This is a genomic window from Streptomyces sp. S465, from assembly GCF_026898115.1.
Classification (GTDB): Bacteria; Actinomycetota; Actinomycetes; order Streptomycetales; family Streptomycetaceae; genus Streptomyces; species Streptomyces luomodiensis.
Window position 1 is genome coordinate 3,331,197 of record NZ_CP114036.1, and the last position, 20,796, is coordinate 3,351,992.

The 20,796-nt window shown below is 71.5% G+C and carries 4 protein-coding genes; 3 read left to right on the top strand and 1 reads right to left on the bottom strand.

Annotated features, from left to right (window positions below; genetic code table 11):
* Window positions 1-130: 130 nt before the first annotated feature.
* From N6H00_RS14500 to N6H00_RS14510, 3 genes are read left to right on the top strand one after another with little or no spacing between them, the layout of a single operon-like run.
* Window positions 131-1,132, top strand: a complete 1,002-nt coding sequence (locus N6H00_RS14500) for an ABC transporter ATP-binding protein (protein WP_268972087.1) — start codon at window positions 131-133, stop codon at window positions 1,130-1,132.
* Complete coding sequence (locus N6H00_RS14505; RefSeq protein ID WP_268972088.1) at window positions 1,129-2,571, top strand: ABC transporter permease; 1,443 nt, start codon at window positions 1,129-1,131, stop codon at window positions 2,569-2,571. The genes N6H00_RS14500 and N6H00_RS14505 overlap by 4 nt, the downstream gene beginning before the upstream one ends.
* Before the next feature lie 34 nt (window positions 2,572-2,605).
* Window positions 2,606-3,544, top strand: a complete 939-nt coding sequence (locus N6H00_RS14510) for an ACP S-malonyltransferase (protein WP_268972089.1) — start codon at window positions 2,606-2,608, stop codon at window positions 3,542-3,544.
* Between the two features lie 364 nt (window positions 3,545-3,908).
* Here the strand turns inward: N6H00_RS14510 and N6H00_RS14515 are convergent, their stop codons facing one another.
* Window positions 3,909-20,789: a type I polyketide synthase gene (locus N6H00_RS14515; RefSeq protein WP_268972090.1), complete on the bottom strand. Its 16,881-nt coding sequence runs from the start codon at window positions 20,787-20,789 to the stop codon at window positions 3,909-3,911.
* Window positions 20,790-20,796: the final 7 nt, after the last annotated feature.

Genomic DNA, 20,796 nt, shown 5'->3' on the forward strand with positions numbered 1-20,796 from the left:
CTAAAGCCCCCTCACCCGTGCCACCACCCCCTAACCTGCGAGCAGCCACGGGCCCGGAGTCAAGCAGTCGTGTTAAACATGAGGAAAGAATGTTCTCCTCCTGCCAATTAAATTCGGTGCGACGACAGCGATGAACCCAACACGTCCCATTGATTTCGCCGTCGTTGTCGACGGCTTGGTCAAGAAGTACCCAGGCCGGCCCGTTCCGGCTGTCGACAATCTCAGCTTCACCGTGAAGCACGGTGAGGTCTTCGGCTTCCTCGGCCCCAACGGAGCGGGCAAGACCACCACCATCGGCATCCTGACCACCCGGGTCGCCCCCAGTGGCGGACGCGCCTTCGTGCAGGGTGTCGATGTGATAGCCAGGCCGGCGGTGGCCCGCCAGTCCTTCGCCGTCGTGCCGCAGCGCAACAACCTCGACCGATCGCTGACGATCCGTCAGAACCTGCTGTTCCACGCCGGCTACCACGGGCTCTCCCGCTCGGAGCGGAACCGGCTGGCGGACGAGAGCCTGGAGTGGCTCGGCCTCAGCGACCACGCCAAGGCTCGGGCGGACGAGGTCTCCGGCGGCCAGGCGCAGCGCGTGATGATCGCGCGGGCACTGATGCACCGTCCCCGGGTGCTGTTCCTCGACGAGCCGGCCACCGGCCTGGACCCGCAGTCGCAGATCTTCGTGCGCGACCGGGTGGCCGAGCTGAAGACCCGTGGCGTGACGGTGGTGATCACCACCCACGACATGGAGGAGGCGTCCAGGCTGTGTGACCGGATCGGCATCGTCGATCACGGCAAGCTGCTCGCCCTGGACACCCCCGAGGCGCTGACCGGCAGGATGAGCAACACCGCCCTGACCGTCACGGTGCGGCCGCCGTACAGCGGAATGAACGGCGTGGTCCACATGGTGCAGAGCCTCGGTGTCGCCGAGCGGGTCGAGGTGCTCCAGCAGGAGGAGGGCACACCCGACGGCGACGGCACCTTCCGGATGAAGGTCTACAGCAACGCGCCGTCCTCCGTACTCCTGCCCACCGTCATCAAGGCCCTGTCCGACACCGGCTGTGAAATCAAGGACCTGAATGTGAGCAAGGCGAGTCTGGAAGACGTGTTCGTCGAGCTGACGGGGAAGGAGATGCGGTGAGCACCTCCGCACGACCCCCGTCCTCGACGGGCGAGACCACCGGCGCCAAGGCCACGGAGGAGAAGCCCGCGAGCGACGCCACGCCGTCCGCGAGCCAGGGCGGCGGCCAGGCCCCCTCCGGCGACAAGCCGGCCGAGCGCAAGGTCCCCGACCCCAGGACCCCTGCCCCCGCCGCGCCGGCTCGGGACAAGGGCGACGACGACAGGGCCGCCGAGATCAAGGCCGCCGAGGACGACGGCTTCGAGGACACCCGGACCGTGCTCGTCCGGTCCAAGTCGCCGAACGCCGCGCCCGCCGCCGAGGAACGGGCCGAGGAGCGGAAGGCCCCCGCGGCCCCGCCGGTCAAGCAGCCCACGTCGCACGAGACCAGGCACCACGAGCCCAAGCCGCTCGACACCCGCCCCCATGAGCACAGGCACCACCAGCCGACGGGGTCCGGGACCACGCACGGCGACATCGGCGACACCCTGACGCTGGTCATCAAGCCCCAGCCGGCCCCGTCGGCCTCCCAGGCCGCGCAGGACGCCAAGGCCGCGCTGAACGCCATCATCGCGGCGGCCGAGGCCCGTTCGCCCCTCGTGGAGCCCGAGCCGGAGCGCGGACTCGAACTCGAACTGCCCGACGGGAAGCGCCGCGGCGGACGCCACCGGCGCCGCGCCAGCCGGTGGCGGACGTTCTTCTTCATCCTGTGGCGGGACATCTTCGTCACCGGCCGCGAGATGGGCCCCTTCCTGGGGCAGGTCATCGTGGAACCGTTCTTCATGCTGTTCGTCTTCGGCAAGGTGCTCGGCGAGATCGGCATGACCCAGCCCGGTTTCCAGCAGGTGCTGCTGCCCGGTGTGGTGGCGCTGAACAGCTTCCTGGTCGCCCTGCAGAACACCGCGTTGCCCCTGGCCATCGACTTCTCCTGGACCAAGGAGATCGAGGACCGATTGCTCTCGCCGCTGCCGGTCGGCCTGGTGGCGGTGGAGAAGGCCATCTTCGGAGCGATGCGCGGGGTGATCGGCGCCCTGGTCATGATCCCGATCGGTCTGTGGCTGCTGGACGACGTCTCCTGGCCGCTGTCCAAGATGCCGGAGACCTTGGGCATCCTCGCCCTCGGCGGACTGGTCGGCGCCGCGGTCGGGCTCACCCTCGGCACCCTGACGCCCGCCCGCCACATCTCCATCGTCTTCGCCATGACGCTCACCCCGATCATGTTCACCGGGGCCACGCAGTTCCCGTGGCGGAGCCTGGAGGGCGTCCGCTGGTTCCAGATCCTGTGCTCCGTCAACCCGCTGACCTACGTCACCGAGGCGATGCGCGGGCTGCTGCTGCCCTCCGGCCCCGGAATCCCGGAGTCGATCCCGCTGTGGATCTGCGGATGCGCCATCGGGGCGTCCATCCTGATCTACGGGTTCATCGGTATCCGGGGCTTCAACCGCCGGGCGCAGGACTGAGCGACGGCAGGTCCAGAGAGTAAGGCACCACACCATGACGGCATCCGAGCAGACGAAGACAGCCATCGTGTTCCCGGGCATGGGACCCTCCAGCTTCTCCGAGGTGGGCAGGTTCCTGACGCTCGACCCGTTCGCCCGCAAGCGGCTCGCCGAGGCCGACGACGCACTCGGCTACTCGGTCTTCGACCGGCTCCGCGACTCCGAGGACGACTACTCCGAGGCCACCCAGATCGCCTTCCTGGTGAACTCGATGGCCTCGGCGGACCGGGCGGAGCAGGAACACGGCCTGGTCCCGGACCTGTGCGTGGGACCCAGCTTCGGGCAGAAGGCGGCGGCGGCCTACGTCAGCTCGCTGCCGTTCCCCGAGGTGGTGCGGCTCACCGCGGAACTGGCCCGCTGTGAGCACGCCTACTTCACCGAGGAGTACCAGGACGCGGTCACCCACACCTTCGTCCGCACCCCGCAGGAGAAGCTGACGGAGATCCTCGCCGAGTTCGATGAGCGCGGCGAGTGGTACGACTACTCCGGCTACCTCGACGACGGCTTCTTCATGGTCTCGCTGCGCGAGAAGGAGCTGGAGGGGTTCAAGAAGGCGATCAGCCAGGCCGGCGGCTACTCCATGTACACCATGGTCCCGGCGGTGCACGCGCCCGCGTTCGCGGAGCTGCGGCGCCGGGCCGCCGAGGAGATCCTGCCGAGGTACGACCTCAAGGACCCGAAGCTGCCCGTGGTCACCGACCAGGACGGCACGATCGTGACCTCGGCCGACGAACTGCGCACCATGCTGCTGGACACCTTCGATCTGCCGATCCACTGGCCCAAGGTCGTGGACACGCTGAAGGACGCCGGGGTGTCCACGATGTACATCACCGGGCCGGACAACCTCTTCCACCGGCTGGACCGCACCAAGTCCAACTTCGAGGTGGTGACGGTGGGTCCGGGCAAGCGCTCGCGCCCCGCCCGGAAACGCTGATCGCCCCTCCGCGGCACTCGGCCCCTCTCGCCCCGTCGATCGTGTGATCGGCGGGGCGATGTGCTGCGCGCGGCGGCTGGTCCGGGCCGGCTCCGCGAGAGCCACCGCGTTCAGCGGCCCCGCGCTGTATCCGCCGCGCTGTATCCGCTGGGATGTGTCCGCGGGATGTCTCCGCCGGTGACCTCACTGGTCCGCCCGGCCGCGTCCACGCCGGCATCCCGCCCATACGACGACGTCGGTTCCCGAGCCCGCGTCCGGGGCTCGGGAACCGACGTCGTGCCGGGCCCGAATCGGCCAACAGCGTCGGGGGAGGCGGGGTGGGCCCTTTCGGGCGGGCCCGCCCCTTTCCGCGCCGGAGCGCCCGTCAGCCCGACAGCCAGTCCTCCACTACCCGCGCCGTCGTACCGGCGTGGTCCTCCATCATCGTGAAGTGGTCCCCCGGCGCATCGACCGCGGTGTGCGGCAGTTCCCAGTACGACCGCCAGTCGCCGTCGCGGGACCAATCGAAGAACCGCTCTTCGGCCCGGACCAGCAGGGTCGGGGTCTTGACCTCGCGGGGCCGCCACTGCCCGAACAGCCGGAAGTACGCGCCCATGGCCAGCAGCCGGGTGTCGTCCACCGGCACATGGCCGGTGCTCCGCTCGTCGATCCCGGCCCTCAGGTTCGGCTGGACAGCCATGGCCGCTTCCGGATCGTGCGAGTAGATGTCGAGCAGCACCACCGCGTCCGGGAAGACCCCGGTGCTCTCCAGCCGTGCGGCCACCTCATGGGCGAGCAGTCCGCCCGAGGAGTGCCCCAGCAGCACGAACGGCGCCCCGTCGGTCTGCCGCAGCACCGCCTCGGCGTGTGCTTCGATCACCGCCTCGGGGTTCGCCGGAAGCCGCTCCCCGGCGACGAAACCGGGGTTGCCCAGCGCCCAGACGTCCCGGTGACCGCGGAATCCGGCGGCGAACCGGGCGTACTGGTGCGGGCCTCCGATCGGCAGGATCGAGGGGAAGCAGACCAGCGCGGGCCGGGTGTCACCGCCACGGGACAGCCGCACCACCGTGGGCGACTTGTCCAGTTCCGCGGCGCTCGCGAACGAGGGCCGGAACCGCGAGACATCCATCAGCAGCCGGGTGAACTCCTCCTGTCGGCCGAGCTCCTCGGCTTCCCGCATCATCGCGCCGAACACGGCCGACGACTCCGTGCCCGCCGTCTCTCCCTGCGCGGCGCCCGACACCGTACCGCCCTCGGCGGCCACCGGACCGGCCAGTCCGGCGAGCAGTTGCCGGGCGACCAGCTCGGGCGTGGGCTGGTCGAAGAGCAGCGTCGGGGGCAGCCGCAGCCCGCTCACGGCGTTGAGCCGGTTGCGCAGCTCGACGGAGGTCAGGGAGTCGAAGCCCAGCTCCAGGAAGCCACGCGTGGCCCCCACGGCCTCCGGGCCCTCGAAACCGAGGACCGTGGCGGCGTGGGTGCGGACCAGATCCAGCACGACCTTTTCCCGCTCCGCCTCGTCCAGCCCGGCCAGACGCCGCGCCAGCGAGGGGCCGCTCCCGTCGGCCGCCGCGGCGGAGGCCATGCGCCGCCGGGGCGTCGCCCGGACCAGTCCGCGGAACACGGCGGGCAACGTGCCCTCGGCGGCCTGCTCCCGCAGCGGCGCGGTGTCCAGATGGAGCGGTGCGAGCACCGCCTCACCGTCGACCGCACATGCCACGTCGAACAGCTCCAGACCGTCCGCCGAAGACAGCGGCTTCATCCCGGAGCGCTCGAGACGCCGCACGTCCGCGTCCGTCATGGCGCCGGTCATCGCGCTGCGCTGCTCCCACAGCCCCCAGGCCAGCGAGAGGGCGGGCAGGCCGGCGGACCGGCGGTGTGCGACGAGGGCGTCCAGGAAGGCGTTGGCGGCGGCGTAGTTGGCCTGGCCCGGCGCACCGAAGGTGCCGGCGACGGACGAGAACAGCACGAACGCCGCGAGGTCGAGATCACGGGTCAGCTCGTCGAGGTTCCGGGCCGCGTCCACCTTCGGCCGGAAGACCGTGTCGATCCGGTCCGGGGTGAGCGCGGGCAACGGCCCGTCGTCCAGCACACCCGCGGTGTGCACCACGGCGGTGAGCGGATGCGCCGGGTCCACCTCGGCCAGCATCGCCGACAGCGCCTCACGGTCGGCCACATCGCACGCCGCGACGCTCACCTCGGCGCCCCGCTCGGTCAGTTCGGCGACCAGCTCGGACATCCCCTGGGCGCGCAGTCCACGACGGCTGTTGAGCAGCAGACGCCGCACTCCGTGCTCGGCCACCAGATGGCGGGCGAGCTGCCCACCGAGGACACCGGTGGCGCCGGTGATGAGCACCGTGCCGTCCGGGTCGAACCCCGGCAGTCCCTCGGGCGCCTGGCCCTGGTCCCCAACGGCGACCCGGGCCAGCCGGGGCGCACACAGGCCGCCCGCACGGATGGCGAGCTGCGGCTCACCGCTGGACACCGCCGCCGTGAGCGTCGTGGCCGATATCTGTTCACCGTCCAGGTCCAGCAGCAGGAAACGGCCCGGGTTCTCGGTCTGGGCCGTCCGGACCAGACCCCATACGGGCGCGTGCGGCAGATCGGCCACCTCGGAGTCCGGGGACGTGGCGACCGCGCCGCGGGTGATGAACGCCAGCCGCGCCCCGGCGAAACCCTCCTCCGCGAGCCACGACTGCGCGTCCTCCAGCGCGGCGTGGGCGGCCAGCCGCGCGCCCTCCGCCAGATCAGCGCCATCGGCGCCATCGGCGGGGGCGGTGTGCGGGAGGAGGACAACGTCGGGCCGGTACCCGCCAGAGGCCACCACGGCCGCCAGCTCGGCCAGATCGGGGAAGACATCGCACTCGGCACCGGTGGACTCCAGCGCGGTGACGAGCCCCAGGGCGTCCGTACCGTTCACGGCACCCGCGTCGACCAGGGCCCAGCGGATGGACTCGGGGGCCGCCGAGGGCGCCGGTACCGCGGCCCACTCCAGCCGGAACAGCGATGCGTGGTAGCTCACCTGGGCCGCGCGCAGCTGCTCCGGGGCAATGGTCCGCAGCACCAGCGAGTCCACCGACGCGACCGCGCCACCGTTCTCGTCCGCGACCGTCAGGGACACCGCGTCCGGCCCGGCCGGTGCGATCCGTACGCGCAGCGCCGTGGCGCCCGCGGCGTGGAGGGTGACACCACTCCAGGAGAACGGCATCCGGATGCCATCGGCGTCGGCTGCCACGAAGTCACCCAGCGCCACGCCGTGCAGCGCGGAGTCCAGCAGCGCCGGGTGCAGCCCGAAGAGCGCGGCGTCGGTTCGCTGCCGCTGCTCCAGCCGGAGCTCGGCGAAGACCTCCTCACCACGCCGCCAGGCGGCCGTCAGCCCCTGGAACGCCGGACCGTAGCCGACACCGCCGGCCGCGAACCGCTCGTAGAGGTCGTCCACCTCGATGGCGGCCGCCTCGGCGGGTGGCCATTCGGCCAGGCCCTCGGCGGTGCCGGCGGTCTCACCCGGCGCGAGGACACCACTGGCGTTACGGCTCCAGGACTGGTCCGAGACGTCGCCCCGGTCCGCGTCCGATTCCGGTTCCGGACGGGAGTAGACCTCCAGGGTCCGGCGTCCGTCCGCGTCGGGCGCGCCGACGCTCAGCCGCAGCTGGGCGCCGCCCCGCTCGGGCAGGATCAGCGGCGCCTCCAGGGTGAGCTCCTCCAGCAGATCGCAGCCCACCTGGTCGCCCGCCCTGACCGCCAGTTCGACGAAGGCCGTGCCCGGCAGCAGCACCGTACCGGCCACCGCGTGGTCGGCGAGCCAGGGGTGGGTGTGCAGGGAGAGCCGCCCGGTGAGCAGGAAGCCATCGGTGTCCGGCAGCTCGACAGCCGCGCCGAGCAGCGGGTGGTCGGCGGAGCCCAGACCGGCGGAGGAGACATCGCCCGCCGAGGCCGGGACCTCGATCCAGTAGCGCTGGTGCTGGAAGGCGTACGTGGGCAGGCCGATACGGCGCGCGCCGGTGCCCTCGAACACCGCCTCCCAGTCCACCGCCACACCGCGCGTCCACGCCTCGCCGACGGAGGCCCAGAACCGGTCCAGGCCACCCTCGTCACGGCGCAGCGAACCGATCGCGGCGGCGTCCACACCGGCGTCCTCGGCGGTCTCCTGCACACCCATCGTCAGCACCGGGTGGGCGCTGGACTCGATGAACACCCCGAAGCCCTCGTCCAGCAGACGGCGAACCCCGCTCTCCAGCTCGACGGTGCGCCGCAGGTTGGTGAACCAGTACTCGGCGTCCAGCTCCGGACCCTCGACCCACTCCCCCGTCACGGTGGACAGGAACGGCACCTCGGCGGCCTTGGGCTGTACGGGCGCCAGCAGCTCCAGCAGCTCGTCGCGGAGCAGCTCCACCTGGGCCGAGTGCGAGGCGTAGTCCACCGGCACCCGACGGGCGCGGACCTCGTCCGCCTCACACGCGGCGATCAGCTCATCCAGGGCCTCGGGCTCACCCGACACCACCACCGACGAGGGGCCGTTGACGGCGGCGACGGAGATCCGCTCCTCACCCCACGGCGCGATCCGCTCCCGCACCTGGGCCACCGGAAGCGCCACCGACACCATGCCGCCCTTACCCGCCAGCACCCGGCCAATGGCCTGGCTGCGCAGCGCCACGACCCGGGCGGCGTCCTTCAGGGACAGGATGCCCGCCACGCACGCCGCCGCGATCTCACCCTGTGAGTGACCGATCACCGCCGCCGGGGCGACCCCGAGCGAACGCCACAGCTCGGCCAGCGACACCATCACCGCGAACAGCACCGGCTGGACCACATCCACCCGCTCCAGCGACGGCGCGCCCTCAGCACCCCGCAGCACATCCACCAACGACCAGTCGGTGAACTCCCCCAACGCCGCCGCGCATTCGTGGATACGGGCCGCGAACGCCGGCGCCGTGCCCATCAGCTCCACGGCCATGCCCGCCCACTGGGACCCCTGTCCGGGGAAGACGAAAGCCGTCTTGTCGGACGCCCCGACGTTCTGGACCGTGTGCTCGCCCTGGGCCAGCGCCGCCAGGGCCCGGATGAAGTCGTCGCGGTCGGTACCCACCAGTACCGCACGCTGATCGAAGGCGGCGCGGGTGGTGGCCAGGGAGTAGCCGACATCGGCCGGACGCAGTTCCGGGTCCGCGTCGAGGTGGGCCAGCAGCTTGGCGGCCTGCGCGCGCAGCGCCGCCTCACCCCTGGCGGACAGCGGCCACGGCAGCGCGCCGGACACTTCGAGGGAGGGTTCGGCAGGCTTCGCCGCCGTCTCCCGCTCCGCCGGGGCCTGCTCAAGGATGGTGTGCGCGTTGGTGCCACTGATACCGAACGAGGACACCGCGGCACGCCGCGGCCGGCCCGTCTCGGGCCACTCCACCTGCTCCGTCAGCAACGACACCGCACCCGCCGACCAGTCCACATGCGGCGACGGCTCATCCACATGCAACGTCCGGGGCAGCACACCATGCTCAATGGCCTTGACCATCTTGATGATCCCCGCCACACCGGCCGCCGCCTGCGTGTGACCGAAGTTCGACTTCACCGACCCCAGCCACAACGGCGCCTCATCGGTGTGCTCCTGACCGTACGTGGCCAGCAACGCCTGCGCCTCGATCGGGTCACCCAGCGTCGTCCCCGTGCCATGCGCCTCGACCACATCCACCTCGGCGGCGGACAACCGGGCATTGGCCAGCGCCTGCCGGATCACCCGCTGCTGCGACGGACCGTTGGGAGCGGTGAGGCCGTTGCTGGCGCCGTCCTGGTTGATCGCACTGCCGCGCACGACCGCCAGCACCGGATGCCCGTTCTTCCGGGCGTCCGACAGCCGCTCCACCAGCAGCATGCCCACACCCTCGCCCCAGGCCGTACCGTCGGCCGCCGCCGCGAACGGCTTGCAGCGGCCATCGGTCGACAACCCGCGCTGCTTGCTGAAAGCGATGAAGGTGCCGGGGGTGGCCATCACGGTCACACCACCGGCCAGCGCCAGCGAGCACTCACCGCTGCGCAGCGCCTGCACCGCCATGTGCAAGGTCACCAGGGACGACGAACACGCCGTGTCCACCGTCACCGCCGGACCCTCCAGACCGAAGGTGTACGACACCCGGCCCGACGCCACACTGCCCGAACTCGCGGTGCTGATATAGCCCTCAAGACCATCGGGCGCACGGTGCAGCAGAGAGCCGTAGTCGTTGTACATCACACCGGTGTACACACCGGTCCGGCTGCCACGCACCGCCGCCGGGTCGATCCCCGCTCGCTCGAACGCCTCCCACGAGGTCTCCAGCAGCAGCCGCTGCTGCGGGTCCATGGCGAGGGCCTCACGCGGCGAAATACCGAAGAACACGGGGTCGAAGTGATGGGCATCGTGCAGGAAACCACCGTTACGGGCATAGCTGGTGCCCTGCCGGTCCGGGTCGTCGTCGTAGAGCGACTCGATGTCCCAGCCACGGTCCGTCGGCATATCGGTGATCGCGTCGGTGCCCTCGACCACCAGCTTCCACAGCTCCTCGGGCGAGCTGACCCCGCCCGGGAACCGGCAGCTCATCGCCACAATGGCGATCGGCTCATCCGCACCCGCCGTCGCGGCGACCACGGGAGCACCCGCATCCACCTGACTGCCCTGCGCCTCGGCCCGCAGATACGCGGCGAGGGCGACCGGGTTCGGGTAGTCGAAGATCAACGTGGCAGGAAGCCGGACACCACTGGCAGCCGTCAGACGGTTGCGCAACTCCACCGCGGTCAGCGAGTCGAAACCGATTTCGCTGAACGCACGCTGCGGTTCCACCGCCTCCGGCCCGGCATAGCCGAGCACCGCGGCCACCTGCGCACGGACCAGTTCCAGCACGATCGTCTCGGCTTCAGCGTCCGAAACTCCGGCCAACTGCCGGGCCAGCGCACCGGACCGTGCCGCCGCGGCCGCCTGAGCCGCCCGACGCGGCGGAACACGCACCAGACCACGGAACAGCGGCGGCAGCATCCCCGCACCCGCCTGCACCCGAAGCGCGGCCATGTCCAGCGGCATCGGCACCAGCAGCGCCTCGTCCGAGCCCTGCGCGGCATCGAACAGCTCCAGGCCCATGTGGGCGGTGATGGCGGCCGCACCGCCACGCCGCAACCGGTCCAGCTCCGCCTCGTCCAGCTCCCCGGCCATACCACTGGACTCGGCCCACAGACCCCAGGCGAGGGAGGTGGCGGGCAACCCCTGGGCACGACGGTGCTGGGCCAGAGCATCCAGGAAGGCATTGCCCGCCGCGTAGTTGCCCTGCCCCGCACCACCGAACACACCAGCGGCCGAGGAGAACAGCACGAACGCCGACAGATCCAGGTCCCGGGTCAGCTCGTGCAGGTTCCACGCCGCGTCCACCTTCGGACGCAGCACCCGCTCCACCCGCTCCGGCGTCAGCGACCCGATCACACCGTCGTCCAGCACACCGGCGGTGTGCACGACGCCGGTCAGCGGATGCTCCGCCGTCATTGCCGCCAGCACCTCGGCCAGCGCGTCGCGGTCCGCCACATCGCAGGCGGCCCAGCGCACCTCCGCGCCCGACTCGGCCAGCTCAGCCGTCAGCTCGGCGGCACCGGGGGCCTGACCGCCACGGCGGCTGACCAGCAGCAGCCGACGCACACCCCGCTCGGTCACCAGATGGCGCGCGAAGAGATTGCCCAACATGCCACCGGCACCAGTGATCAGCACCGTGCCGTCCGAACCGAAGGCGACGGGCTCCCGGTCGGTGGCGGGGGCGGTGGTGCGGGTCAGGCGCGGGGTCTTGAGCGCGCCCTGGCGTACGGCGAGTTCCTGCTCACCGGACGCGAGAGCGGCCAGGAGAGCAGTGGCCGAATCCGGGTGACCGTCGAGGTCCACCAGGACGATACGCCCGGGATTCTCCGACTGCGCCGAGCGGATCAGACCGGTCGCGGTGGCCTGCGCGGGCTCCGTCACCACGTCCTCAGCGGCCGTGGCCACCGCACCCTGAGTGAGAACAACCAGCCGCGAGTCCGCGAAACGGTCCTCGCCCAGCCACGTCTGCACCAGAGCGAGAGCCCCGACAGCGGCCTCGTGCGCCACGACGACCGGCGAGGAGACCTCCCCCGACACCGCCTGCGGTGCCAAGGAGACCACGACATGCTCCGGAGCCACAGCACCGGACTCGACCGCCCCGGCCAGCCCGGCCAGATCCGCGTAGACGTCTGCTTCGAGGCCAGGGACCTCCGCACCCACGACCGCCACACGCCCCCCGGAGAAGGTCTCCGAAGACGCCGGCACCGGAACCCACTCCACCCGGAACAGAGCATCCGCCGCGCCACCACCAGCATGACCGGCACCCAACTGCTCCGGAGACACCGCACGCAACGCGAGCCGCTCCACCGACGCCACCGGCGCACCCGTCACATCAGCCAGCTGAAGCGCCACCGTGCCATTCCCGGCCGACGACAACCGAACCCGCACACTGTCCGCACCCACCGAATGGACCCGCACACCGCTCCACGCAAAGGGCAGACCACCCCGCTCCAGACCCTCGGTCAGATCACCCAGCCCGATCGTGTGCAGGACAGCATCCAGCAACGCAGGATGCAACCCGAACACATCGGCACCAGGCTCCGCACCCTCAGGAAGCGCGACCTCGGCGTAGATCTCACCCTCGCCCCGCCAAGCCGCCCGCACCCCCTGGAAGACCGGACCATAACCGAAGCCCGCCTCGGCCAGCCCCTCATACAGCCCATCGGTCCCGATCCGCTCAGCACCCGCCGGCGGCCAGACACTCAACTCGAACGACGGCACCGACGACGACGCCCCCTCCACGAGCACACCCGTGGCATGCCGCACCCACAGCTCGTCGTTCCCGGCCTCCTCGGGGCTCGAGTGGAAGGCCACGGTACGGCGGCCGGTGTCGTCCGGGGCCCCCACGGCGATCTGCAACCGCACCCCGCCCCGCTCGGGCAGGATCAGCGGCGCCTCCAGCGTGAGCTCCTCCACCAGATCGCAGCCCACCTGCTCACCGGCCCGCACCGCCAGCTCCACGAACGCGGTGCCGGGCAGCAGCACCGAGCCCATCACCGCATGGTCGGCCAGCCACGGATGCGTCTCCAGCGACAGCCGCCCGGTGAACAGGAAGCCCTCCGCGTCGGCCAGAGACACGACCGTGCCGAGCAACGGATGGTCGGCGGAGCCGAGGCCGGCCGAGGAGACGTCGCCCAGCAAGGCCGGGACCTCGATCCAATAGCGCTGGTGCTGGAAGGCGTAGGTGGGCAGTTCGACACGCTCCGCGCCGGTGCCCGCGTAGTACGCCTCCCAGTCCAGGGCCGCGCCACGGGTGTGCAGAGTGGCCAGGGCGGTGGTCAGGGTCTCCACCTCGGGGCGGCCGGACCGCAGCACGGGGACGAACGCCACCTGCTCCGCCTCGCCCGCCAGACACTCCTGACCCAGCCCGGACAGCACACCTTCCGGGCCCAGTTCGAGGTATGTCGTGACACCCTCCGCCTCCATGGCGCGGATGCCATCCAGGAAGCGCACGGCCTCCCGGACGTGACGCACCCAGAAGCCGGGGCTGGTGATCTCCTCGGCGGAGACGACGTTCCCGGTGAGATTGGAGACGATCGGGATGCGCGGAGCCTCGTACGCGAGCCCCTCGGCCACCTCACGGAAGGCGTCCAGCATCCCGTCCATACGGGGCGAGTGGAACGCGTGGCTGACGGTGAGCCGCTTGGTCTTACGCCCCTGCGCCTCGAAGCCCGCCGCGATCTCCACCGCCGCGTCCTCATCACCCGCGATGACCACCGACGTCGGGCCGTTCAGCGCGGCGATGTTCACGCTGTCGGTGAGCAGCGGCAGCACCTCGCCCTCCGACGCCTGGACGGCGATCATCGCGCCGCCCGCCGGAAGCTCCTGCATCAGACGGCCACGCGCCGCCACCAGCTTCGCCGCGTCCGCCAGCGACAGCACACCCGCCACATGCGCGGCGGCGATCTCACCGATGGAGTGACCGGACACCACATCCGGCCTCACACCCCACGACTCGACCAGCCGGAACAGCGCCACCTCGACCGCGAACAGCGCGGGCTGGGTGAAACCGGTCCGATCCAGCACAGCGGCGTCGTCGCCGAACAGCGCCTCCTGCAAGGGCCGTTCCCCATGCGGATCGAGCGCGGCACACACCGCGTCCAGCGCCTCGGCGAACACCGGGTACGTCTCGTACAGCTCACGCCCCATGCCCAGGCGCTGACTGCCCTGGCCGGTGAAGAGAAACGCCAGCTTTCCCTCGGTCTCCACACCCCGCACCACCCCGGCAGCGGGCTCACCGGAGGCGAGACGTGCGAGCCGGTCCAGGAAGGTCGCGCGGTCACCGGCGACAACAGCCCCCCGGTGCTCCAACGCGGCGCGAGTGGTGGCCAGGGAGTAGCCGAGGGACACCGGATCCAGTTCGGGGCGTTCGGCCACATAGCTGTGGAGCCGGGCGGCCTGAGCCCGCAGGGCGTCCTCGCCCTTGCCGGACACCACCCAGGGCAGCAGCGGAAGGACACGGGGCTCTGTGCCGGAGGCGGCCGTGCTGTCCGTCTCCCGCCGCGCCGGGGCCTGCTCGATGATGGCGTGCGCGTTGGTGCCACTGATGCCGAACGAGGACACCGCGGCACGCCGCGGCCGGCCCGTCTCAGGCCACTCCACCTGCTCCGTCAGCAACGACACCGCACCCGCCGACCAGTCCACATGCGGCGACGGCTCGTCCACGTGCAACGTCCGGGGCAGCACACCGTGCTCGATGGCCTTGACCATCTTGATGATCCCCGCCACACCGGCCGCCGCCTGAGTATGACCGAAGTTCGACTTCACCGACCCCAGCCACAGCGGCGCCTCATCGGTGTGCTCCTGACCATAAGTGGCCAGCAACGCCTGCGCCTCGATCGGGTCACCCAGCGTCGTACCCGTGCCATGCGCCTCGACCACATCCACCTCGGCGGCGGACAACCGGGCATTGGCCAGCGCCTGCCGGATCACCCGCTGCTGCGACGGACCATTCGGCGCCGTCAGACCATTCGACGCACCATCCTGGTTGATCGCACTGCCGCGCACGACCGCCAACACCGGATGCCCGTTCTTCCGGGCGTCCGACAGCCGCTCCACCAGCAGCATGCCCACACCCTCAGCCCAGGCCGTACCGTCGGCCGCCGCCGCGAACGGCTTGCAACGGCCGTCCGTGGCCAGTCCACGCTGCTTGCTGAAGGCCACGAAAGTACCGGGAGTGGCCATCACGCTCACCCCACCGGCCAGGGCCAGCGAGCACTCACCGCTGCGCAGCGCCTGCACCGCCATGTGCAAGGTCACCAGGGACGACGAACACGCCGTGTCCACCGTCACCGCCGGACCCTCCAGACCGAAGGTGTACGACACCCGGCCCGACGCCACACTGCCCGAGCTGGCCGTGCCCATGTAGCCCTCGAGGCCATCGGGCGCACGGTGCAGCAGCGTGCCGTAGTCGTTGTACATCACACCGGTGTACACACCGGTCCGGCTGCCATGCAGCGTCGCCGGGTCGATCCCGGCCCGCTCGAACGCCTCCCACGAGGTCTCCAGCAGCAACCGCTGCTGCGGGTCCATCGCGAGGGCCTCGCGCGGCGAAATGCCGAAGAACACGGGGTCGAAGTGGTGGGCATCGTGCAGGAAACCACCGTTACGGGCGTAACTGGTGCCCCGCTTGTCCGGGTCGTCGTCATAGAGCGACTCGATGTCCCAGCCACGGTCCGTGGGCATATCGGTGATCGCGTCGGTGCCCTCGATCACCAGCTTCCACAGCTCCTCGGGCGAGGTCACTCCGCCGGGGAACCGGCAGCTCATCGCCACAATGGCGATCGGCTCATCCGCACCCGCCGTCGCCGCGACCACGGGAGCACCCGCATCCACCTGACTGCCCTGCGCCTCGGCCCGCAGATACGCGGCAAGAGCGACCGGGTTCGGATAGTCGAAGATCAACGTCGCCGGAAGCCGGACACCACTGGCAGCCGTCAGACGGTTGCGCAACTCCACCGCGGTCAGCGAGTCGAAACCGATTTCACTGAACGAGCGCCGTGGCTCCACCACCTCCGGCCCGGCATAGCCGAGCACCGCGGCCACCTGCGCACGGACCAGTTCCAGCACGATGCCCTCGGCCTCGGCGTCCGGGACCCCGGCCAACTGCCGTGCCAGCGCACCGGACCGGGCCGCCGCGGCCGCCTGAGCCGCCCGCCGCGGCGGAACACGCACCAGACCACGGAACAGCGGCGGCAGCATCCCCGCCCCCGCCTGCACCCGAAGCGCGGCCATATCCAGCGGCAGCGGCACCAACAGCGCCTCATCGGCGGCGTCCGCGAGGTCGAACAACTCCCGGCCCTGGTCGGCCGTGATCGGCGCGATGCCACCGCGCCGCAGCCGGTCCAGCTCCGCCTCGTCCAGCTCCCCGGCCATGCCACTGGACTCGGCCCACAGACCCCAGGCGAGGGAGGTGGCGGGCAATCCCTGGGCACGACGGTGCTGGGCCAGAGCATCCAGGAAGGCATTGCCCGCGGCGTAGTTGCCCTGCCCCGCACCACCGAACACACCGGCCGCCGAGGAGAACAGCACGAACGCCGACAGATCCAGGTCCCGGGTCAGCTCGTGCAGGTTCCACGCCGCGTCCACCTTCGGACGCAGCACCCGCTCCACCCGCTCCGGCGTCAGCGACCCGACCACACCGTCGTCCAGCACACCCGCCGTGTGCACCACGGCGGTCAGCGGGTGCTCGGCGGGGAGGTCGGCCAGCACGGCGGCGAGCGCGTCGCGGTCCGCCACATCGCAGGCCGCCCAGCGCACCTCCGCGCCCAGCTCGGCCAGCTCAGCCGTCAGCTCGGCGGCGCCGGGCGCCTGACCGCCACGGCGGCTGACCAGCAGCAGCCGACGCACACCCCGCTCGGTCACCAGATGGCGCGCGAAGAGATTGCCCAACATGCCACCGGCACCAGTGATCAGCACCGTGCCATCGGGGCGCCACGGAGCCGAGGTCTCGGCCGGGGCGACGGCGCGGGCCAGACGCGGTGTGGTGAGCGCGCCCTGGCGTACGGCGAGTTCCTGCTCACCGGACTCGAGAGCGGCCAGGAGAGCAGTGGCCGAATCCGGGTGACCGTCGAGGTCCACCAGGACGATACGCCCGGGGTTCTCCGACTGCGCCGAGCGCACCAATCCGGTCACCGTCGTCTGGGCCAGGCTGGCCACCCGATCGTCGGGGGCAGCGGCCACCGCGCCCTGAGTGAGAACGACCAGCCGCGAGTCCGCGAAACGGTCCTCGGCCAGCCACGTCTGCACCAGAGCGAGAGCACCGACAGCGGCCTCGTGCGCCACGGCGACCGGCGAGGAGACCTCCCCCGACACCGCCTGCGGCGCCAGCGAGACCACGACATGGTCCGGAGCCACAGCACCGGACTCGACCGCCCCGGCCAGCCCGGCCAGATCCGCGTAGAGGTCCGCCTCGACACCGAGGCCAGGGACCACCGCGCCCACCACGGCCACACGCCCCCCGGAGGACGTGCCGGACGGAGCCGGCACCGGAACCCACTCCACCCGGAACAAGGCGTCCGCCGCGCCGCCACCAGCCTGACCGGCACCCAACTGCTCCGGAGACACCGCACGCAGCGCGAGCCGCTCCACCGATGCCACCGGCGCACCCGTCACATCAGCCAGCTGAAGCGCCACCGTGCCGTTCCCGGCCGACGACAGCCGGACCCGCACACTGTCCGCACCCACCGAATGGACCCGCACACCGCTCCAGGCGAAGGGCAGACCACCCTGAGTCGGCTGCTCGGTCAATCCACCGAGCCCAATGGTGTGCAGGACGGCGTCCAGCAGCGCAGGATGCAACCCGAACAGATCGGCACCGGGCTCCGCACCCTCGGGAAGCGCGACCTCCGCGTACACCTCGCCATCGGCCCGCCAGGCCGCCCGCACCCCCTGGAAGACCGGACCGTAGCCGAAGCCCGCCTCGGCCAGACCCTCATACAGCCCATCGGTCCCGATCCGCTCGGCGCCCGCCGGCGGCCACGCGCTCAGCTCGAACGTCGGTGCCGGCGCCGACGCGCTCTCCGCGAGCACACCGGTGGCGTGCCGCAGCCACGGCTCGTCGTCACCGGCCTCGTCGGGGCTCGAGTGGAGGGCGAGGGTGCGGCGGCCGGTGTCGTCCGGGGCCCCCACGGCGATCTGCAACCGCACCCCGCCCCGCTCGGGCAGGATCAGCGGCGCCTCCAGCGTGAGCTCCTCCACCAGATCGCAACCGGCCTGCTCACCGGCGCGCACCGCCAGCTCCACGAACGCGGTGCCGGGCAGCAGCACCGAGCCCATGATGGCGTGATCGGCGAGCCACGGGTGGGTCTCCAGCGACAGCCGCCCGGTGAACAGGAAGCCCTCGGCGTCGGCCAGGGACACGGCGGTGCCCAGCAGCGGATGGTCGGCGGAGCCGAGGCCGAAGGAGGAGACATCGCCGTAGGCGGTGCCCGCGTCCAGCCAGTAGTGCTCGCGCTGGAAGGCGTAGGTGGGCAGTTCGACGCGCTCGGCGCCGGTGCCCGCGTAGTACGCCTCCCAGTCGGGGGCGGTGCCCCGGGTGTGCAGGGTGGCCAGGGCGGTGGTCAGGGTCTCGGCCTCGGGGCGGCCGGACCGCAGCACGGGGACGAACGCCACCTGGTCGGCCTCGCCCGCCAGGCACTCCTGGCCGAGCGCGGACAGCACACCGTCCGGGCCGAGTTCGAGGTAGGTGGTGACGCCGTGCGCCTCCATGGCCCGGACGCCGTCGAGGAAACGGACGGCCTCGCGGACGTGGCGGACCCAGAATCCGGCATCCGCGATCTCGGCGGCGGGGGCGATGCCACCGGTGAGGTTGGAGACGACCGGGATCTTCGGCGCCTGGTACGTCAGGCTCTCCGCGACCTTGCGGAACGCCTCCAGCATCGGCTCCATCAACGGCGAGTGGAACGCGTGGCTGACGGTGAGCCGCTTGGTCTTACGCCCCTGCGCCTCGAAGCCCGCCGCGATCTCCACCGCCGCGTCCTCGTCACCCGCGATGACCACCGACGTCGGCCCGTTGAGCGCGGCGATGGACACGCCCTCGGTGAGCAGCGGCGCCACCTCGTCCTCGGACGCCTGGACGGCGATCATCGCACCGCCGCCCGGCAGCCGCTGCATCAGCCGGCCGCGGGCCGCCACCAGCAAAGAGGCGTCCTCGAGCGAGAGCACGCCCGCGACATGGGCGGCGGCGATCTCGCCGATCGAGTGGCCGGAGACCACATCCGGCTTCAGGCCCCAGGACTCGACGAGGCGGAACAGCGCCACCTCGACGGCGAACAGCGCGGGCTGGGTGAACCCCGTCCGGTCCAGCGCCTCGGCGTCGTCGCCGAACATGACCTCGCGCAGCGGCCGTTCCAGACGCGGGTCGAGCGCGGCACACACCGCGTCCAGCGCCTCGGCGAACACCGGGTACGTCTCGTACAGCTCACGCCCCATGCCCAGGCGCTGACTGCCCTGGCCGGTGAAGAGGAAGGCGAGCTTGCCGCGCGTCTCCACGCCCTGGACCACTCCGGCGCCGGGCTCACCGGAGGCGAGCGCGGCGAGCCGGTCGAGGAAGGTGGCGCGGTCCCCGGCGATGACGGCCGCCCGGTTCTCCAGGGCGGCGCGGGTGGTGGCCAGGGAGCGGCCGACGGACACCGGGTCCAGTTCGGGGCGCTCGGCCACATAGCTGTGGAGCCGGGCGGCCTGGGCGCGCAGGGCGTCCTCGCCCCTGCCGGACACCACCCAGGGCAGCAGCGGAAGGGTACGGGGCTCCGCCGCCGCCTCGGTCCCGGAACCGGCCTCGGGGACCTCGTCGCCGTCGGTCTCCTCCGCCACCGGGGCCTGTTCGATGATCAGGTGGGCGTTGGTGCCACTGATGCCGAACGAGGACACCGCGGCCCGGCGCGGACGGCCGGTCTCCGGCCACGGGCGGCCCTCGGTCAGCAGCGAAACCGCCCCGGCCGACCAGTCGATGTGCGGCGAGGGCTCGTCGATGTGCAGGGACTTGGGCACATAGCCGTGCTCGATGGCCTTGACCATCTTGATGATCCCGGCGACACCGGCGGCGGCCTGGGTGTGGCCGATGTTGGACTTGATGGAGCCCAGCAGCAGCGGCCGCTCCTCGCTCTTCTCCTTGCCGTACGTGGCCAGCAGCGCCTGCGCCTCGATCGGGTCGCCCAGCGTCGTCCCCGTACCGTGCGCCTCGACCACGTCGACCTGGTCGGCCGTCAGCCGGGCACTGGCGAGCGCCTGGCGGATGACCCGCTGCTGGGAGGGGCCGTTGGGCGCCGTCAGACCGTTGGACGCACCGTCCTGGTTGATGGCCGAGCCGCGGACGACGGCGAGCACCCGGTGGCCGTTCTTCCTCGCGTCCGACAGCCGCTCGACGAGCAGCATGCCCGCGCCCTCGCCCCAGCCGGTGCCGTCGGCGGCCGCCGCGAAGGACTTGCAGCGGCCGTCGAAGGACAGCCCGCGCTGGCGGCTGAACTCGGTGAAGGTGCCGGGCGTCGGCATCACGGTGACACCGCCCGCGAGCGCCAGCGAGCACTCGCCGTTGCGCAGCGCCTGCATGGCCAGGTGCAGGGTCACCAGCGACGAGGAGCACGCGGTGTCGACGGTGAGCGCGGGGCCCTCCAGGCCGAAGGTGTACGCCACCCGGCCGGAGGCGACACTGCTGGAGGCGCCGGTGCCGAGGTAGCCCTCGACACCGGGCGGCACGGCGCGCAGCCGCGCGGCGTAGTCGTGGTACATGACGCCCGCGAAGACACCGGTACGGGTGCCGCGCACCGAGGTGGCGTCGATGCCCGCCCGCTCGAACGCCTCCCACGTGATCTCCAGCAGCAGCCGCTGCTGGGGGTCCATCGCGAGGGCTTCGCGCGGATTGATGCCGAAGAAGGCCGGGTCGAAGTAGTTGGCGTCGTGGAGGAAACCGCCCTCCCGGACATAGCTGGTGCCCGCGCCGTCCGGGTTGTCGTCGAAAAGCCGCCCGGTGTCCCAGCCGCGGTCGGTGGGGAACTCGGAAATGCCGTCCCCGCCCTCGGACACCAGCTGCCACAGGTCCTCGGGCGAGCTGACCCCGCCCGGGTAGCGGCAGCTCATGCCGACGATCGCGATGGGCTCCTGGTCCTCCGACTCCACCTCTTGCAGGCGGCGCCGGGTCTCGTGCAGGTCGGCGGTCACCCGCTTGAGAAAGTAACGGAGCTTTTCCTCATTCATGCGTGCG

Bases quoted from the DNA above. Each gene is read 5' to 3' on its own strand.
- N6H00_RS14500 (WP_268972087.1), top strand. From the start codon at position 131: ATGAACCCAACACGTCCCATTGATTTCGCCGTCGTTGTCGACGGCTTG.
- N6H00_RS14510 (WP_268972089.1), top strand. From the start codon at position 2,606: ATGACGGCATCCGAGCAGACGAAGACAGCCATCGTGTTCCCGGGCATG.
- N6H00_RS14515 (WP_268972090.1), bottom strand. From the start codon at position 20,789: ATGAATGAGGAAAAGCTCCGTTACTTTCTCAAGCGGGTGACCGCCGAC.